The sequence below is a fragment of the Pseudoalteromonas sp. P1-16-1b genome (assembly GCF_001401785.1).
In the GTDB taxonomy this organism is placed as follows: domain Bacteria; phylum Pseudomonadota; class Gammaproteobacteria; order Enterobacterales; family Alteromonadaceae; genus Pseudoalteromonas; species Pseudoalteromonas undina.
In genome coordinates, this window is sequence record NZ_LKGQ01000001.1 from 222,403 (window position 1) to 238,912 (window position 16,510).

Below are 16,510 nucleotides of genomic sequence, written 5' to 3' on the forward strand. Positions count from 1 at the left end.
TTTTAGTTTTACGTGGTTGCAACCCAGGGTTGCACATAAACAGATTTAGGATTTATCAGTGGCAAAACAAATTCAGGCAGTTCGCGGTATGAACGATTGCCTGCCAGGCGATACGCAAGTTTGGCAGAAAGTAGAACACATTTTACGCGAGACCGTATCATCGTTTGGTTATCAAGAAATTCGTTTTCCAATTGTAGAATCAACCGACCTATTTAAACGCTCTATTGGTGAAGTAACCGATATAGTAGAAAAAGAAATGTACACCTTTGCCGATCGTAACGGCGACAATTTAACTCTGCGCCCAGAAGGGACTGCAGTGTGTGTACGTGCAGGTAACGAAAATGGCCTGTTATACAATCAAGAACAACGCCTTTGGTACATGGGCCCTATGTTTCGCCATGAACGCCCACAAAAAGGTCGTTACCGTCAATTTCATCAGTTTGGTTTAGAGACTTTTGGTATTGCCAGCGCCGATATTGACGCCGAAGTTATTTTACTCACGGCGCAACTTTGGGAAGCATTTGGCATTACTGACCATGTGCGTTTAGAACTTAATTCATTAGGTTCAAACGAAGCTCGCGCACAGTACCGCGATGCCTTAATCGCCTTTCTAGAACAACATACCGATGTACTAGATGAAGATTCAAAACGTCGTATGTACTCTAACCCACTGCGCGTTTTGGATACTAAAAATCCAGATATTCAGGCAATCTTAGTCGATGCACCAAAGTTATCTGAACATTTAGATGCTGAATCAAAAGAACATTTTGAAAATTTATGTGAACGATTAGATGCCGCAGGCGTCAAATACACGGTTAATGAAAAGCTGGTACGTGGCTTAGATTATTACAACCGCACTGTATTTGAATGGGTAACCGACAGCTTAGGTGCACAAGGTACTGTATGTGCTGGTGGTCGTTATGATGGTTTAGTAGAACAATTAGGCGGTAAATCAACCCCTGCGGTAGGTTTCGCGATGGGTTTAGAGCGCTTGGTTTTACTGCTTCAAGCACTTGAATGTGTAGGTGACATACGCCGTAGTGCTGATGTATATTTAGCAGCTATGGGCGACAAAGCCAGTATTCAAGCGCCTATAATTGCATCTACCTTACGTCGTGATGTACCTGGATTACGCGTAATGGTGCACGCTGGCGGTGGTAACTTTAAAAAACAACTTAAACGTGCTGATAAAAGCGATGCTCTCGTCGCAATTATTATCGGTGAAGATGAATTAGAGCAAGGCGTTGTGACTATTAAATACTTACGTGAACGTAAAGAACAAGTCACACTAGAACTAGAACAAGCTAAAACGTTACTTGCAGAACTAATTAATAGCTAAATTATATAAAGCGTAAGTAGTGAAGCGCTTTAACAGAGGTAAGCATGGAAATTTATTCAACAGAAGAACAACAAGCAGAAGCAATTAAACGCTTTTTTCGTGAAAACGGCCTTTCACTAGCGTTAGGCGTTATTGTTGGTTTAGGTGGTTTATATGGCTGGAAAGCATACAACCAAAATCAAATAACGACTGCAGAGCAAGCATCTGATGCATACACTAAGCTTGTTGAAAGCGACAGCGTATTAGCGTCTGCTGATGCATTTATCAGTGAAAACAAAGACACTCAGTACGCAACTCTAGCGGCATTTGTTGCTGCAAAAGAAGCTGTAGATGCCCAAAACTTAGATTTAGCAAATGAAAAATTAAGCTGGATTGTAACTAACGTTGATAACGCCCAGCTTAAAGCCATTGCAACAACACGTTTAGCACGTGTGCAAATTGCTCAGCAGCAATACGATGATGCATTGAGTACATTAAATGCTCCTCTTCCTGAAGCATTTAACGCAAATGTGGCTGAATTAAAAGGTGATATTTACACTCAACAAGGCAATAAAGAGCAAGCACGCGTAGCTTACCAAGCTGCTGTTGATGCAGGTGGATTAACGAGTAATCCTCTTTTACAAATTAAGTTAGATGACCTAGCAGTAACTAGCCCAGCGGCATAAGGTTTTAGGCATGAGAAAAATAACAACAGCAACGCTTGCCCTATGTATGGCAACCCTAATGGGGTGTTCTTCAAGTGATGACGAAGAAGAACTGGTGCTTCCAGAAATAGCCAATCAATTTGAAACTGATGTGGTATGGCAAGAATCAATTGGTAGTGGTGTAGAGCATTACTTTTCACGCTTATCACCTGCTGTTTATAAAGAGACAGTGTATGTTGCTAGCCGTGAAGGCCAAGTAGAAGCCTTATCACTTGCCAATGGCGATACCCAATGGGAAACCGACGTTCGCCAAGATTTATCGTTTTGGCCTTGGAGCGATAACGATAGTGCAAAATTATCAGGCGGAATATTACAAGCTTATGGTAAAATCTATTTAGGCTCTGAACATGGTTATGTAATTGCACTTGACCGTGAGACTGGTAAAGAAATCTGGCGTAAGAAAGTACCTGGCGAATCACTCTCTAAACCCGCTGCAGGCGATGGCTTAATCTTTGTAAATTTAGCCTCAGGTAAGTTACTTGCGCTTCACCCAGATACTGGTGAAGAACGCTGGAGCTTTGAGCAAGAAGTGCCACCGCTGACTTTACGCGGTCAAAGTTCACCTACTGTGGCTAACGGTGGTGTGTTACTAGGCCTAGAAACAGGTAAGTTAAGTGTTTTAATTTCTGAGAGTGGCTACTCGGCATGGAGTGCAGAAATTGCAGTGCCAAAAGGCGCATCAGAGTTTGAACGTTTAGTTGATGTAGATACGCAGCCGATCATTAGCGGTCCATTTGCTTATGCTATTGCATACAATGGTAACTTATCAGCAGTAGATATTCGTTCAGGTAATGTTGTATGGAAACGTGAATACAGCAGCTACCGTGAAATTAGCATGGATTTGCAAACAATTTACGTTGTTGATAGTAACGGCGTTGTTTATGCACTTGATAAAGATTCAGGCATTGAACGTTGGAGCCAACCCGCTCTACGTGGCTGGTACTTAACAGGTCCAGCGGTTGCCGGTAATTATTTAGCGTTAGGTGACCAAGAAGGCAATTTGCATTGGTTAAATAAAGAAACTGGCGAGCTAGTATCTCGTGAAGACTTTGACAGCTCAGGTTTTTTTGTTGAGCCCGTTGTCGCTGACGATAAATTGATTTTATACACCCGCGATGGTGAAGTTAGCGCGGTAAAAATACCGAACTAACTGTCTACTATTAGTGTAAGGCACTAATAGTTAATTATTTTTTGTAAGGCTTCGCACTGCGAAGCCTTTTGTTGTTTTTTAAAGAGGTAGTTTATGCTTCCCGTGATCGCTCTTGTAGGGCGACCCAATGTGGGCAAATCCACATTATTTAACCGTTTAACACGTACTCGTGATGCACTCGTTGCCGACTTTCCCGGCTTAACGCGTGATAGAAAATATGGCCAAGCAAATTACGATGGCTTTGAATTTATCGTGGTAGATACGGGCGGTATTGATGGTTCAGAAGAAGGTATCGAAACCGAAATGGCTGATCAGTCATTACTAGCCATTGAAGAAGCGGATATTGTTTTATTTTTAGTTGATGCTCGCGTGGGTATGACAGTGGCTGATCAAGCTATTGCTAACCACTTACGTAAGCAAGAGAAAAAATGTTTTGTTGTTGCCAATAAAACAGACGGCATTGATGCCGACTCAAACTGTGCTGAATTTTATCAACTTTCACTTGGTGAAGTTCATCATATCGCTGCCGCACATGGCCGTGGTATTACTTTACTGCTTGAGCAAACTCTTCAGCCTGTTATTGCTGAACTTGCCGCTCTTGATGAAGATGTAGCCGATGACGATGAAGAACTTATCGACTTATATCAAGAAGGTGAAGAAGATGACACCGATCACCAAGCGTTTGCCGACAAGCCGGTAAAGCTGGCAATTATTGGTCGTCCAAATGTAGGTAAGTCAACCCTTACTAACCGTATACTAGGTGAAGACCGTGTTATTGTATACGATATGCCAGGTACAACCCGCGACTCAATTTACATTCCGATGACCCGTAACGACAAAGAATATATTCTTATCGATACCGCTGGTGTGCGTAAACGTAAAAAAGTAAGTGACGTGGTTGAGAAATTCTCAGTCATTAAAACGCTACAAGCAATCGAAGATTGTAACGTTGTGCTACTAGTGGTTGATGCACGCGATGGTATTTCTGATCAAGACTTAAGCCTGTTAGGTTTTGCGCTTAACTCAGGGCGCTCATTAGTTATTGCCGTGAATAAGTGGGATGGTCTAGATAACTACGTTAAAGACCGTATTAAGACTGAGCTTGATCGTCGTTTAGGCTTTATTGATTTTGCCCGCCTACACTTTATCTCTGCTCTGCATGGTACTGGTGTTGGCCATTTATTTGAATCAGTTGACGAAGCGTATGAGTCGGCAACTAAGCGAATTAGTACTGCTATGTTGCGTCGTATTATGGACATGGCACAGGCCGACCACCAGCCGCCACTTGTTCGTGGACGTCGTGTTAAGCTTAAGTATGCGCATGCTGGGGGCTATAACCCGCCACGTATCGTTATTCATGGTAACCAAGTTCACGATTTACCTGATAGCTACAAACGCTACCTCATGAACTACTACCGTAAAGCACTTAAGATTATGGGTACGCCAATCAAAATTGAGTTTAGAGAAGGCGATAACCCATTTGCAGGGCGTACTAATAAAGTAACCCTGTCGCAAAAACGTAAAATTCGTGCGTTTAGTAAAGAAAACCGCAATAAGTCATAACGATTTTGATTAAGTCAGTTTAATAAAACGGTGTACTTTATAGTACGCCGTTTTTTATGATTCAAAGTTAAGTAATGCCAATTGCACCAGCCGTTCAACTGTGGTGCCTTGAACATTTTTAGGCGCTTTAGGATAATATTTCGATTTTGGCGTTTTAATAGTTATAAACCCATGATTGGTGGCCATTTCGTGGGCTAGCAGTTTTCGTTCTTTGGGTGTTAAATGGTTTTCATGTATTTTGCTTAATTCGCCACTATCAAGCCATATTCCCGCACAGCTAGGGCACTCATCTATTTCAACTGCTTTTAGCGGTGAAAAATACCTACGCATCATCACTATGCTTGGGCATTTAGGGCAATTTACTCGCATTGCGACTTCACCCTCACCTTCGGCATAATTACTTAAATACTTAAGTAAAACCTGACCATGCTTTAACTCTGGCGAGCTAAATTTAAAAATTTGGCTGTTATCGAAAAAAACGCCTCCTAACGACGATGTATAAACAGTGATACCGCCAACTAATATAGACTCCAATGGTGTATTCGTACGAGGGCACAACATTTTCAAAATCCTTTTTATTTTAATACCTAAAGTTAAATAGTTATTCTAACGCTTTGTGTATCAGGCCAATTAATGGTGGTAGCAATGTAGTGTGACCTGCCAATACAAACTCATATGCCTCATCTGACATTTTTTCACGTACAGCGAATAATCCAAATCCATTTCTCTTCATCATAATCGGATTTCGAACCTGCAAAGCTAAGCATGAAATGCTCAATAAATATTTGGGTGTTGGCTATTCGCCTTATCAGTTAGCAAAATACGTTATTAAATATCGCTACTCCAATATGTTTTATTTTAAACACCAGTAAAACAATAAGCTAGACTGCTGTTAAAAACCAACGCATTAATTGAGTGAACTTGTTATTATCGTAAAATAGGCACGCGCATGAATAACAATTAAAACTCTAAAAAGTGAAATTCAACATGTTTAAAAAAACAATTTTAGCTATTTGTTTAGCAGCCACCTCGCTGCCAAGCTTAGCCGACAGTAGCAGCGACTTAACAACCATTATTGATAACCATTGGGAAAATGCGAAAGCAGAAAAAATATTTTTTAGAACCGATCCAGACGGTTGGAAACCAAACGGCACATTGCCAAATTGGAGTGAGCAAGCCATTGCTAAGCGCCAAGCTTACAACAACAGCGTACTAAAAAGCTTAGCCAGCATTGACCCAAAAACACTCAATAGCGAGCAGCTAATGAACTACCGCTTATTTAAATATGAGCGAGAAACAGAGCAGCAAAGCTACCTTTATCAAGATAAGTATTTTCCGGTTAATTTTTTAAGTGGCTGGCATACTTACTTTGCAGAAGCGCCAGCTAACATGGCCTTTTTAACTGCCGAGGATTACGATGCATTTTTAGTTAGCCTTAGTGACTACCCTCGTTTTAATCAGCAAAACATTAATTTAATGAAACAAGGCATTCAAACCGGTTTTACACATTACTGCGAAACGTTTAAAAATTATGGCCAAAGCATTAACGCTCATATAGTTAAACAACCTGAGAATAGCGCCTTATATGAGCCATTTACCCGCATCCCTAATACATTTAGCGCAGCGCAAAAAGAAACTTACCAAAATAAAGCTAAAACAATAATTGCCTCAAAAGTTGTGCCTGCTTACGAGCACTTTTACGACTTTTTTGAAAACGAATATATGCCGCACTGTAGAACGCAGCCGGGTATTTCAAGCATCAAAGGTGGCCTTGATTATTACAAGTACACGGTTAATTACTACACCACCACTAATGCTACTCCTAAACAAATTCATGAACTTGGTCTAAAAGAAGTGGCGCGCATTAAAGCACAAATGCAAGCCATTATTGATAGCGTTGGTTTTGAAGGCAGCTACAGCGACTTTTTAAAATTTTTAGCAACCGATGAGCAATTTTACGCAAAAGACGCCCAAGACTTGCTAGAAAAAACCGCTTTTATAACGCAAAAAATGTATGGCAAACTCCCCACTTACTTTGGCCATTTGCCGCGTAACACCTTTACTATAAAAGGCTCAGCGAGTCGCGGTGCGTTTTATATGCCACCTTCTGATAACCGTTCACCTGGCACTTACTTTTTAGCCTCAACTCCAAAACTGCAGCCTTTATATAATTTAGAAGCACTTAGCCTGCACGAAGCTATTCCTGGGCATCATTTACAAAACGCCATTGCAATGGAGTTAGACGTTCCTGAATTTAGACGCACCCTTAGCCACTCAGCATTTGGCGAAGGCTGGGCATTGTATACAGAACGTTTAGGTAAAGAAGCGGGCTTTTACCAAAGCCCATACAGTGACTTTGGTCGTTTAGGCTACGAAATGTGGCGCGCAGTGCGCTTAGTGGTCGATACCGGTATTCATGCCTTTGGCTGGAGCCGCCAAAAGGCGATTGATTACTTGGCTGAACATACCGCCTTGCCACAAAGCGCCGTGGAAGATCAAATAGACCGCTATATTTCATGGCCAGGCCAAGCGCTTTCATACAAGATGGGCGAAATTAAAATACGCGAACTGCGTGCAAAAGCCGAAAAACAGCTAGGCGCTAAATTTGATATACGCAGCTTTCACGACACCGTTATTGGTCAAGGTTCACTTCCTATGGCGGTACTTGAAGATGTAATTAACGACTGGATAGCACAGCAAAAATTAGCTATCTAAGATACAACGGAAACAAATTGAGAGGCGGTATTATTATCGCCTCTTTTTAAAGCCCTATTAAACACCTCAAAACTAATCCCTGCTCGCTTTTGCTTCGTAAAATAAATGATTTCAAAAACCAGAGCATAAGTATGAAAAAACGTATTCTGTATTGGCTGCAAAATGACTTGCGCATTGACGACAACCCCATACTCAATGATTTATCACAACAACAATGTGAGTTGGACCTGGTCTTTGTGATTAACCCGGCTTGGTTTAAAAGCAATAACTACCAACAAAAACCCTATGGTGTCCACAAACAACGCTTTTTAATGCAAAGCCTATATGAGCTACAGGAGTCTGTTTTAGAGCTTGGCCAAACTTTACATATTATTGAAGGCGATCCAGTTGAGGTATTAACACAGCGTATTAATGAGCTTAGCATTGACGAAGTTGTATATAGCCAGCAAATAGGTGTATATGAACAGAGCCAAGTTAGCGCTCTTAAGTCAAAATGCACGACTGTGGTATTTAAATCTGTGATGCAAGATACTTTATATCAACAACAGCAACTGCCCTTTGAACTAGCTAATTTACCAACCGGCTTTACACCTTTTAGAAAAAAGATCGAAGCGGCAGAAATTAGTTTAGCCACACATACATTTTCAGCGGCAAGATTGCCTCCACCTATTATACTTTGCGAAAAACAACCGATAGAAAAGCCAGCAGCAGGAAACCCACAGCTACTTGGTGGGCATCAGGCTGCGCTTGAGCACTGCCAGCAGTACTTTTCATCGGCTTTACCGAGTAGCTATAAAATCACTCGCAATGAGCTAGATGGCTTTGATAACTCAACAAAATTTAGTAGTTGGCTGGCTTTTGGCTGTATTAGTGCCAAGCAAATTTTTTGTGCAGTAGATGCTTATGAAACGCAGTATGGAGCAAACGAGTCAACTTACTGGATCAAGTTTGAATTGCTCTGGCGTGAGTATTTCAAGTGGCATGCGATTAATGTTAAGCATCAGTTATTTACCTTTAAAGGTAAGAAACAAAGCTCGCCACTCACCACGTTTAGCCCGAATCGTTTTGCTAAATGGTGCCAAGGCAGTACACCTTACCCGTTAGTTAATGCCATTATGAAAGAGCTAAACGCAACGGGCTTTATTAGCAATCGCTCAAGACAAATCGTTGCTAGCTGTTTAGTAAACGAACTACAACTAGACTGGCGTTATGGTGCGGCTTACTTTGAGCAACAGTTAATCGATTACGATATGGCGTCGAATTGGGGTAATTGGCAATATATTGCTGGAGTTGGTGTCGATCCGCGCGGCGGACGTCACTTTAATTTGCAAAAACAAACTCCGCAATACGATCCGCACGGTGAGTACATTGCCAAGTGGCAAGGAAATGAGCATTGCGATGCACAATTAGATGACTTAGACGCCGCTGATTGGCCTGTGTAAAAATAAAACCTCGAACATGATATTGGCTAGCTGACTCTCGTTATAAGCCCAAGGTTAAATCTTGGGCGAGAGTGCCGCTGGGTTTTTCTACTACGCGGTTAACTTCAACCCCGTTATGCTTAACAATAAAAGTGGGGGTATATTGTAAGTCATGCGCCAGGGCAATACCTGCTTCATCACGTTTGTCATAACCGACTGTAACAAAAGTTATTTTCGAGAGTTTGACCTTCGATTCATCGAGTAACTTTATTAATCGAGGTACTTCACGGGCACTGTCATGACACCACGTACCTAAAAGCACTAACACCTCTTTACCTGCTAGTTTTTGCATCAATGCAACGTCTTGCGGTGTGGGCGGAAATGCTTGGTATTGCTTAGCAAATTTATCGTGCTCGCTTAATAAACGCTTAGCAGTAATAGCGTCCGAGTGTGGTTTGAGCGTTGCATTCACTGCCAGTGGTAAACTCAACATTAAAAGAAAAATTAATTGTTTAAACATAATCTTATACTTAAATAGTGTTTTAGTTACTATACCCACAATCGAGCTTAAGTAAATAAAAGTTACTTGCTTTTATCCATAAAATCATCCACTTGTGATAAAACGGCTAAGTACTCACGTTTGACTTCTTTGTTTTGTTCTAATTTATCTAAATCACCGATTAACGTCACTAATTGCGTATGTGAATAACTCGATGTTGTTCTAAACTCGTTCGACGCCCCCACACCACTGAGTCGTTTTCTTTCATCCATACGATGACTAGCTTCATTTTTCTCGAGCCAAATATCGTTAATAAGACGAATATTACTCTCACTGGTGGTGGTTTCTTTCAATTCTTTTTTTAGCTCGTATTGAGATATTTCGGGATTAAACTGATACACTTTTTTATCTACATCCACCTCATGAGCCTGATCAAGGGCAACCAATTCGTTATTTTTTACAGCGGTACCAATAGTGTAATTTTCTTGTTTATCATAATAATCAGGAGGGATGTCAGAGCGGTTACCTTCTTCATAATTAAAACGCGTACTCGCCGCTTTATCTTGAGTAACCCCAGTTAACCCTGCTGATTTTTGGTGTTCTGTATTTTGACTCAGCTTTGTGGTGCTTGTTGCTATGTAATCCCCCTGATCCATTGCAAAAGAGAATTTTGCATCAAAATCAGCTAACTTAGAAATACCATCACCTAAGGAATTTTTATTACTGCTACCTAGCCCTTGGTAGCGCGGATCTTTGGTGATCATGTTGTCAACTAAATTAGCGACAAGCTCGCGTCCATTAGTAAACTGCTTTGTAGCAACCGACTCAATTTCACTATAGCGCTCAGCAGCTGATGACATACTACTAAACGCACTTTTAAAAACAGCCAACCCTTGTTTCATCACTTCATCACTTTTGTGACCAAACGCAGAACGTGTACTTTTCTCAGAGCTATTGAGCTGGCTATCTTCTAAGCTTTTATCGAGCGCTTTTATGTATTGTTGCATTTGGCTTTTGTCTTGAGCGCCAATGGTTGACATATCAAGCGAAAAATTAATATTGTTTTGTCCGTTTACCGATTCAAACTCCAGTATTTGCTGCTCAGAATCCTCATCAAGGGTATAGCTTAAATTAAGCTCATTATCTATTCCAAGGAGCGCTCCATCAGCATCGCCAGTATTTCCCTCTGACGTTGAAAAATACAAATCAAAACCCGAAAGTTCTTTGTTATCAAAATTGCTTAGAAAGCTTAAATCTAAATCAGCTTGGTTTGCGGGTACGTAACGACTGTAAGCGCTTTGTTTAGCCTTAAAAAATTCATCCGCCATTTCGCCAACACCAGAAAGTACTTGCGTTAATGCTTGGTGTTCAGTCTCAGATAAGTCGCCATCTACTTCATAACTTATGCTAAATTCGTCAGTGGTTTCGCCTGTTTCCTCATCATAACCTTGCGCAGAATGAAAGGCGATATTGATAACATCACCTTCTTTGGTTTTTACCGAAAGCTCAAACCCATAGTTATCATCGTCTTCAAATCGCTCGCGATTAAAGCTTTCCATGAAAGGGTTAAGTGAGCGTTCAACACGCTGTTGGCTAGATGCTAAAAATGTTTTTTGATTAAACCCCAGTTGCCCCAAGTTTGATAAAATATCGCTAGTGTTGGCATAAGCACCTTGGATATTTTTTACCGAAGAATTTAAGCGCTCAATTAACTGATCACTGCGTTCGTTTTTTAATAAGCCCTCTTGCTGAGAGCTTATTACCGTTCGTAGTGCAACCTCTTCACTAGAGAGCTTATAATTTGAGCCACTGGGTGTGCTGGAAATCGTGAGTAACGAGGATAATTGCTGATTAAGTATTTCATCGACTTGTTGATCACTAAACTGACTGAGCATTTCATCAGTGATTGTTGCCGAACTTGGCGCTAAGTGAGCACGCGATTGCAAACCTGTGGGCATACTGGTTTGGTTTGAATTATTGACCGATTGGGCAAGCAACGCATTTAAGTTAGCATAATTGCCTTGTAGTTTATTAACCATGATTATCCTTAATCTTCAGTACAATATAAATACGGTATCGGCCAACGAATTAAAAGCTTTAATTAGTTTTTTATTATTTAAAAATAAAGTAGTTACGCAAAAAACATACTTTAAAAGTAATTAGCAGGTTTTGGCAAGCAGCGACTTTAATATGTCTGGTACAAATTTTCGCTGCGCGGTAATGGCATAGAAGTGCTCAAACGCATCGGGTAAACGCTGATATTCAACCAGTAGGCCTTGTTCTATTTCATCTTTTACTACAACTGATGGCAATACCGATAGTGCACCACTATCACGGGCAAGTAATCGCAGCATAGCCATATCATCAGCCTCTGCTTTTATTTTTGGCTGATATTGCCAGCGAGCACATAAAGCATTAAATGAGTCTCTAATAGCAGAAGTTTTAGCGGGTAGCACCCACTGTGCATCCGTGTAACCTGATGGAAACTGGCCGCGTGTTTTTTTATCAGCTGGGCCAACTATAGCTAATGGCTGACGAGATACCAACTGACTTTGCCAAAGCTGATCGTAGTGCTCAAGCCCGATGGGTTTATTGGTTAAAACTAAATCCAATTCGTGCTCTGCCAAACCATTTAGCAGCCCATCCATACGCCCTGCAGTCAGTGAAAACCGTACTTCGTCATTGCTCATTAAGGGGTTAATAAATTCTTCGATAAAGTTACGCGAGAGCGTATTGAGCACCCCGATTGATAAATGCTGAGTTTGGGAAATCACCCCTTTATGAATAAAAGAAGACAGTTCTTCCCCTTTGGTGAATATATCGTTGGCGTACATTTGCACCCGCTTTCCCATATCGGTTAATGCGAGTGTGCGGCCTTTACGTTCAAATAACTCAATATTAATGGTGTGCTCTAATTGTTTTATTTGCGTAGAGAGCGCTGACTGTGACAAATGCAGCTCTTTCGCGGCTTGGGTTAAGTTACCAATACGAGCAACCGACCAAAAATAATATAAGTGATGATAATTTAAACGGCTCATTATTGTTCTCTTTTATAGAACGTTTATATGCATTATATCTATTTTTATTTAGTTATCTAGTTTGCCATACTTTGATCACTAAATAAGGAGCACTGAATGAGTGAGTATATTATTTCGTTGTTACTGCTAATAATGCCTTTGAGCACATTTATAGCAGCCTGGTTAATTGGCCAACAATCGCGCGCTTCAAATGGTCATGTGCTGTTTAAAGTAATGGTGTTTAATAGCATTGCATTTATAACAGCTATTACGCTTCATCAAATTTATGCTTTTAATTTACTCAGTTTCTTATCGCTGACCATGACCCGAATTATTATGCTGGGGCTTATATTATTTATCACGCTGATATTAATTCGCTTTTGTAAGCACTATATGCAAGGTGAGCCACGTGTAAACTACTTTTGGCGATGGCTATTACTTACCATCACTGCCGTATTAGTTGTGGTTATGAGCAACCACTTAGCGCTATTTTGGCTAGGCTGGGTGGCGATAAGTTTAGCACTACATAAACTATTAATGTTTTACCCTGAGCGCCCTCGAGCGGTGCTCGCCGCCCATAAAAAATTTATTGTGGCACGTGTTGCCGAATCCTTATTACTGATTGCATTTGGTATTTTGTGGTTCATTCACAATAGTCTGTACATAACTGATATAACCGCCTTTTATAACACCACCACGCTACCTCTGTCTTTTGCAGAGCAAGTCGCTGCTTTTTTAATTGCCTTTGCGGCTTTAATAAAATGCGCTCAACTCCCAATACACGGCTGGCTAATTAAAGTGGTTGAAGTACCCACACCGGTGAGCGCTTTATTACATGCCGGAGTCATTAATTTAGGAGGCTTTTTATTAATTTTATTTGCGCCTTTGTTTATTCAAGCTAGCGCAGCACAATGGTTAATTTTAATTGTTGCTGGTTTAACTACAGTGATCAGCGCATTAATAATGACCACTAGAATAAGCGTTAAAGTTCGGCTTGCTTGGTCTACCAGTGCGCAAATGGGCTTAATGCTGGTAGAGTGTGCGCTGGGGTTATTTGAACTGGCTCTGCTTCACCTTGTTACCCACTCAACCTATAAAGCTTTCGCATTTTTAAACTCAGGTAATGGCGTAAATGAAGATCTGATCCGCCGCCATATTCCAAAACAATCACCCGCATGCTTTGCTTGGTTAACAAGTGCGTTAATTTCAATAATAATAGTTGGCGCAGCATGGGTTATTAGCTCTTATCAGGGAGCGGTAAGTATTTGGTTGCTTTTAGCATCAGCATTAACCATTTTGCTTGCTAATCAGCATGGTACGGCTATGGCTAAAACACGCAGTAAAAAACTGTTAATTGCACTATTAGTGGTCTTTAGCTATGTGGCCGCTAAAAATATCTTTGCGTTTGCACTTCCCCTTGAGCAGTGGCGTGAACCTGCATTTAGCCTAGCCGACAGTTGGGTAATAGCTCTTATTTTAACCTTAATGATAGCAAGCTACTATTTGCGTTATCAGTCTTGGCGACCTCAGGTTAAGTCATTATCCACTTTATTATTTGCAGGCTTGTATTTGGATGAGTGGTTTACACGATTAACACTAAAAATATGGCCGATAAATTTGCCTAATAATGGCCACACTGATTTAAAAAATCATGCCGCTGGGATCACTATTGAGGAATCAAAATGAGCACTCTAACGCCTTCAGATAATAGAGCACTCTCGCTAAGCGACAGTCAAAACAACCTACTTAATAAAGTATGCGGTTACATAGCACCAAACTGGCCGTTAGATCAGATGATTGCAGTTAACCCATTTTGGGAAATGCGCCATATGCCAATTGAAGATGTAAGCGCACGACTGGATACCTTATGTAATGCCAACATGCTAATGCCTAAAGATTTTTATCTGCAAAAATATAATGCTGGCATGATTACCGACAAACACTTAGCCGATGCCGCAACGCTACTTAATAGTGACTTTAATAAAGAGCAACTATTACAAGCGCTTAGAGTTGATGTGCCATTAGTAGACTGGCACAACATTGCTGATTTACTCGACCAACAACGTAATAAGCATAAAATGGCTTGGCATGATGAAATTACTCATCAGTTGAGTCAGTTTTGTGCTGCACATTATCAACAACTCGGCCCTATGCTGCATCGTAATGATACTCAAGCCCCATCTGAATTATATCGCCATTGGCTTACTGTTATTCAAGCTGATAAAGGCATTAGCATTGTTATGGATGAACGGCATTTAAATGGCTATTTTAAGCAATTACCCACATCCGCTGATGAACTAATTGCACTGACTCTTAAAACGCTTAACATAGATAATGACTCGTTAGAGTTATACGCGCACTCATTGCTTTTAGATATTAACGGTTGGGCATCGTGGCTTGCGTATTTACGTTTTCAAGGTCAGCTTTACGACACCCCAACAGATGAGATGAAGCAACTTCTAGCCATGCGCATGGCATGGGACTTAGTAATTTGGCAATACCTGAGCGATCACGATAGTGCTACATTTAAACAACTGCAAAGCCAGTGGCAACAAGAAAAGGCGCTTGTCGTTGAGCGCTTACATGCACATAAACTAGCACAAAAACCATTATGGGTGTGGGCAAAAGCAATGGAACTCGGCTTTCAATATCCGCTTAATGAGGCTCTGCAAACCGCGACTAAAGCCCCGGTGAAAAACGCTCAATTACAAGCGGTGTTTTGTATTGATGTTCGCTCGGAAGTGATTCGCCGTGCGCTAGAGTCTCAAAGTCAACATATTGAAACTTTTGGCTTTGCCGGTTTTTTTGGTTTACCGCTGGAATATCAAGAAAATGGCAGTGCTATTACTCGCCCACAGCTCCCTGGGCTACTTAAACCGGCTATACATGCCACGCAAACTCACAAAGACGCGACACTTGAAGCATCACGCCAAAATAGTGCCACATGGCAAAGCTGGTCAAAATCGGCCCCTTCATCGTTTTCTATGGTTGAGTCAGCAGGCTGGCTGTATGCATTTAAATTAATAAAAAATACCTTTTTATCTAAAGGCGATGCTAAAAAGTGCACCCCAACTGACTGGCAATTAACACAAAACCAGCAGCAACTGACCCTAAAAGACAAAACCGATTTAGCCCAAAAAGTGCTTACTACTTTAGGTATAAAATCGTTGGCACCACAGGTAATGTTAGTGGGTCATGCTAGCCATACAACCAATAACTTACACAGCGCAGGCCTAGATTGCGGCGCCTGTGGCGGACAAAGTGGTGAAGTAAATGTACGAGTACTCGCAAGCCTACTTAACGATGCTCAAGTACGTCAAGCGCTTAAAACTCGGGGACTCACACTGTCAGAAAATACCCAGTTTATTGCAGCCATTCATAATACAACCACAGATGTGATCACCACCTATGATGCTCAATTGGATGATAATCTAAAAAAATGGCTCAGTGTGGCAACACAAACCGCTCAGCGCGAGCGCTTAGTTAATATAGAGCCAAAGCTGGTTGATAAATCAGCGGATGAAATTAATCACGCTTATCATCAACGCGCCCGCGATTGGTCGCAGGTGCGCCCTGAATGGGGGCTTGCAAATAATGCCGCCTTTATTGTCGCGCCGCGCTCATGGACGCGAAGTATTAACTTACAGGGGCGCTGTTTTTTACACGATTATGATTGGGAAAGCGATGGCGACTTTGCAATATTAGAGCTTATTATGACTGCGCCTATGATAGTCACCCATTGGATCAATAGCCAATATAATGCCTCGGTTAACGATAATCACAAATACGGCAGTGGTAATAAAATACTTCACAATGCGGTGGGCGGTAATATTGGCTTATTTGAAGGTAACGGTGGCGACCTGCGCATAGGCTTAGCCATGCAATCGCTACACAATGGCGATAAATGGATGCACGAACCTATTCGCCTTAATGTATATATTGCTGCGCCACAATCAGCAATCGCAGCAATTTATAACAAGCATACTATGGTGAAGGAACTAATTGATAACCACTGGCTAACACTCATTCGTTGGGGCGATGACAACACCCTAGAGCGCTTTGAAAACGGGCACTTCACTACAATTGCCCCCTCTAAATAGCG

Annotated in this window: 13 protein-coding genes; 8 read left to right on the forward strand and 5 right to left on the reverse strand. The window is 41.2% G+C overall.

The features are described 5' to 3' along the window. Nucleotides 1-58: 58 nt before the first annotated feature. The 4 genes from hisS to der all read left to right on the forward strand — a co-directional run bounded on the left by hisS (nucleotide 59) and on the right by der (nucleotide 4,756). Nucleotides 59-1,339 carry a histidine--tRNA ligase gene (hisS, locus tag AN392_RS00925; protein WP_010389440.1) on the forward strand — a complete coding sequence of 427 codons (1,281 nt, stop codon included), beginning with the start codon at nucleotides 59-61 and terminating at the stop codon, nucleotides 1,337-1,339. Between the two features lie 44 nt (nucleotides 1,340-1,383). After that, nucleotides 1,384-2,004, forward strand: coding sequence for a tetratricopeptide repeat protein (locus AN392_RS00930; RefSeq protein WP_054201417.1), 621 nt, complete (start codon nucleotides 1,384-1,386; stop codon nucleotides 2,002-2,004). A 10-nt stretch (nucleotides 2,005-2,014) separates the two neighbouring features. Further along, a complete protein-coding gene (bamB, locus tag AN392_RS00935) occupies nucleotides 2,015-3,193 on the forward strand; it encodes an outer membrane protein assembly factor BamB (RefSeq protein ID WP_055011539.1) in 1,179 nt (392 codons plus the stop codon). A gap of 93 nt (nucleotides 3,194-3,286) precedes the next feature. Then, nucleotides 3,287-4,756, forward strand: coding sequence for a ribosome biogenesis GTPase Der (gene der, locus AN392_RS00940; protein ID WP_010389444.1), 1,470 nt, complete (start codon nucleotides 3,287-3,289; stop codon nucleotides 4,754-4,756). Nucleotides 4,757-4,810: 54 nt separating this feature from the next. Here the strand turns inward: der and AN392_RS00945 are convergent, their stop codons facing one another. After that, nucleotides 4,811-5,317 carry a zf-TFIIB domain-containing protein gene (locus tag AN392_RS00945; RefSeq protein ID WP_055011540.1) on the reverse strand — a complete coding sequence of 169 codons (507 nt, stop codon included), beginning with the start codon at nucleotides 5,315-5,317 and terminating at the stop codon, nucleotides 4,811-4,813. Between the two features lie 40 nt (nucleotides 5,318-5,357). After that, nucleotides 5,358-5,492: a hypothetical protein gene (locus tag AN392_RS18765; RefSeq protein ID WP_268796073.1), complete on the reverse strand. Its 135-nt coding sequence runs from the start codon at nucleotides 5,490-5,492 to the stop codon at nucleotides 5,358-5,360. Nucleotides 5,493-5,743: 251 nt separating this feature from the next. Between AN392_RS18765 and AN392_RS00950 the strand changes: the two genes are divergently transcribed. Next, nucleotides 5,744-7,471: a DUF885 family protein gene (locus AN392_RS00950; protein ID WP_055011541.1), complete on the forward strand. Its 1,728-nt coding sequence runs from the start codon at nucleotides 5,744-5,746 to the stop codon at nucleotides 7,469-7,471. 131 nt (nucleotides 7,472-7,602) lie between these two features. Next, nucleotides 7,603-8,913, forward strand: coding sequence for a DASH family cryptochrome (locus tag AN392_RS00955; RefSeq protein WP_055011542.1), 1,311 nt, complete (start codon nucleotides 7,603-7,605; stop codon nucleotides 8,911-8,913). A 40-nt stretch (nucleotides 8,914-8,953) separates the two neighbouring features. On the opposite strand, the gene AN392_RS00960 is transcribed toward AN392_RS00955, so the two are convergent. The 3 genes from AN392_RS00960 to AN392_RS00970 form a co-directional block, all read right to left on the reverse strand. Then, nucleotides 8,954-9,412, reverse strand: coding sequence for a thioredoxin family protein (locus AN392_RS00960; protein ID WP_055011613.1), 459 nt, complete (start codon nucleotides 9,410-9,412; stop codon nucleotides 8,954-8,956). Nucleotides 9,413-9,474: 62 nt separating this feature from the next. After that, complete coding sequence (locus tag AN392_RS00965; protein ID WP_055011543.1) at nucleotides 9,475-11,430, reverse strand: hypothetical protein; 1,956 nt, start codon at nucleotides 11,428-11,430, stop codon at nucleotides 9,475-9,477. Between the two features lie 120 nt (nucleotides 11,431-11,550). After that, nucleotides 11,551-12,429 carry a LysR family transcriptional regulator gene (locus tag AN392_RS00970; protein WP_055011544.1) on the reverse strand — a complete coding sequence of 293 codons (879 nt, stop codon included), beginning with the start codon at nucleotides 12,427-12,429 and terminating at the stop codon, nucleotides 11,551-11,553. Between the two features lie 96 nt (nucleotides 12,430-12,525). Between AN392_RS00970 and AN392_RS00975 the strand changes: the two genes are divergently transcribed. Together AN392_RS00975 and AN392_RS00980 are read left to right on the forward strand one after the other, a co-directional pair. Then, on the forward strand, nucleotides 12,526-14,094 hold the full coding sequence (locus tag AN392_RS00975; protein WP_055011545.1) for an NADH-quinone oxidoreductase subunit L: 1,569 nt from the start codon (nucleotides 12,526-12,528) through the stop codon (nucleotides 14,092-14,094). Next, on the forward strand, nucleotides 14,091-16,508 hold the full coding sequence (locus tag AN392_RS00980; RefSeq protein ID WP_055011546.1) for a YbcC family protein: 2,418 nt from the start codon (nucleotides 14,091-14,093) through the stop codon (nucleotides 16,506-16,508). The genes AN392_RS00975 and AN392_RS00980 overlap by 4 nt, the downstream gene beginning before the upstream one ends. Nucleotides 16,509-16,510 lie beyond the last annotated feature (2 nt).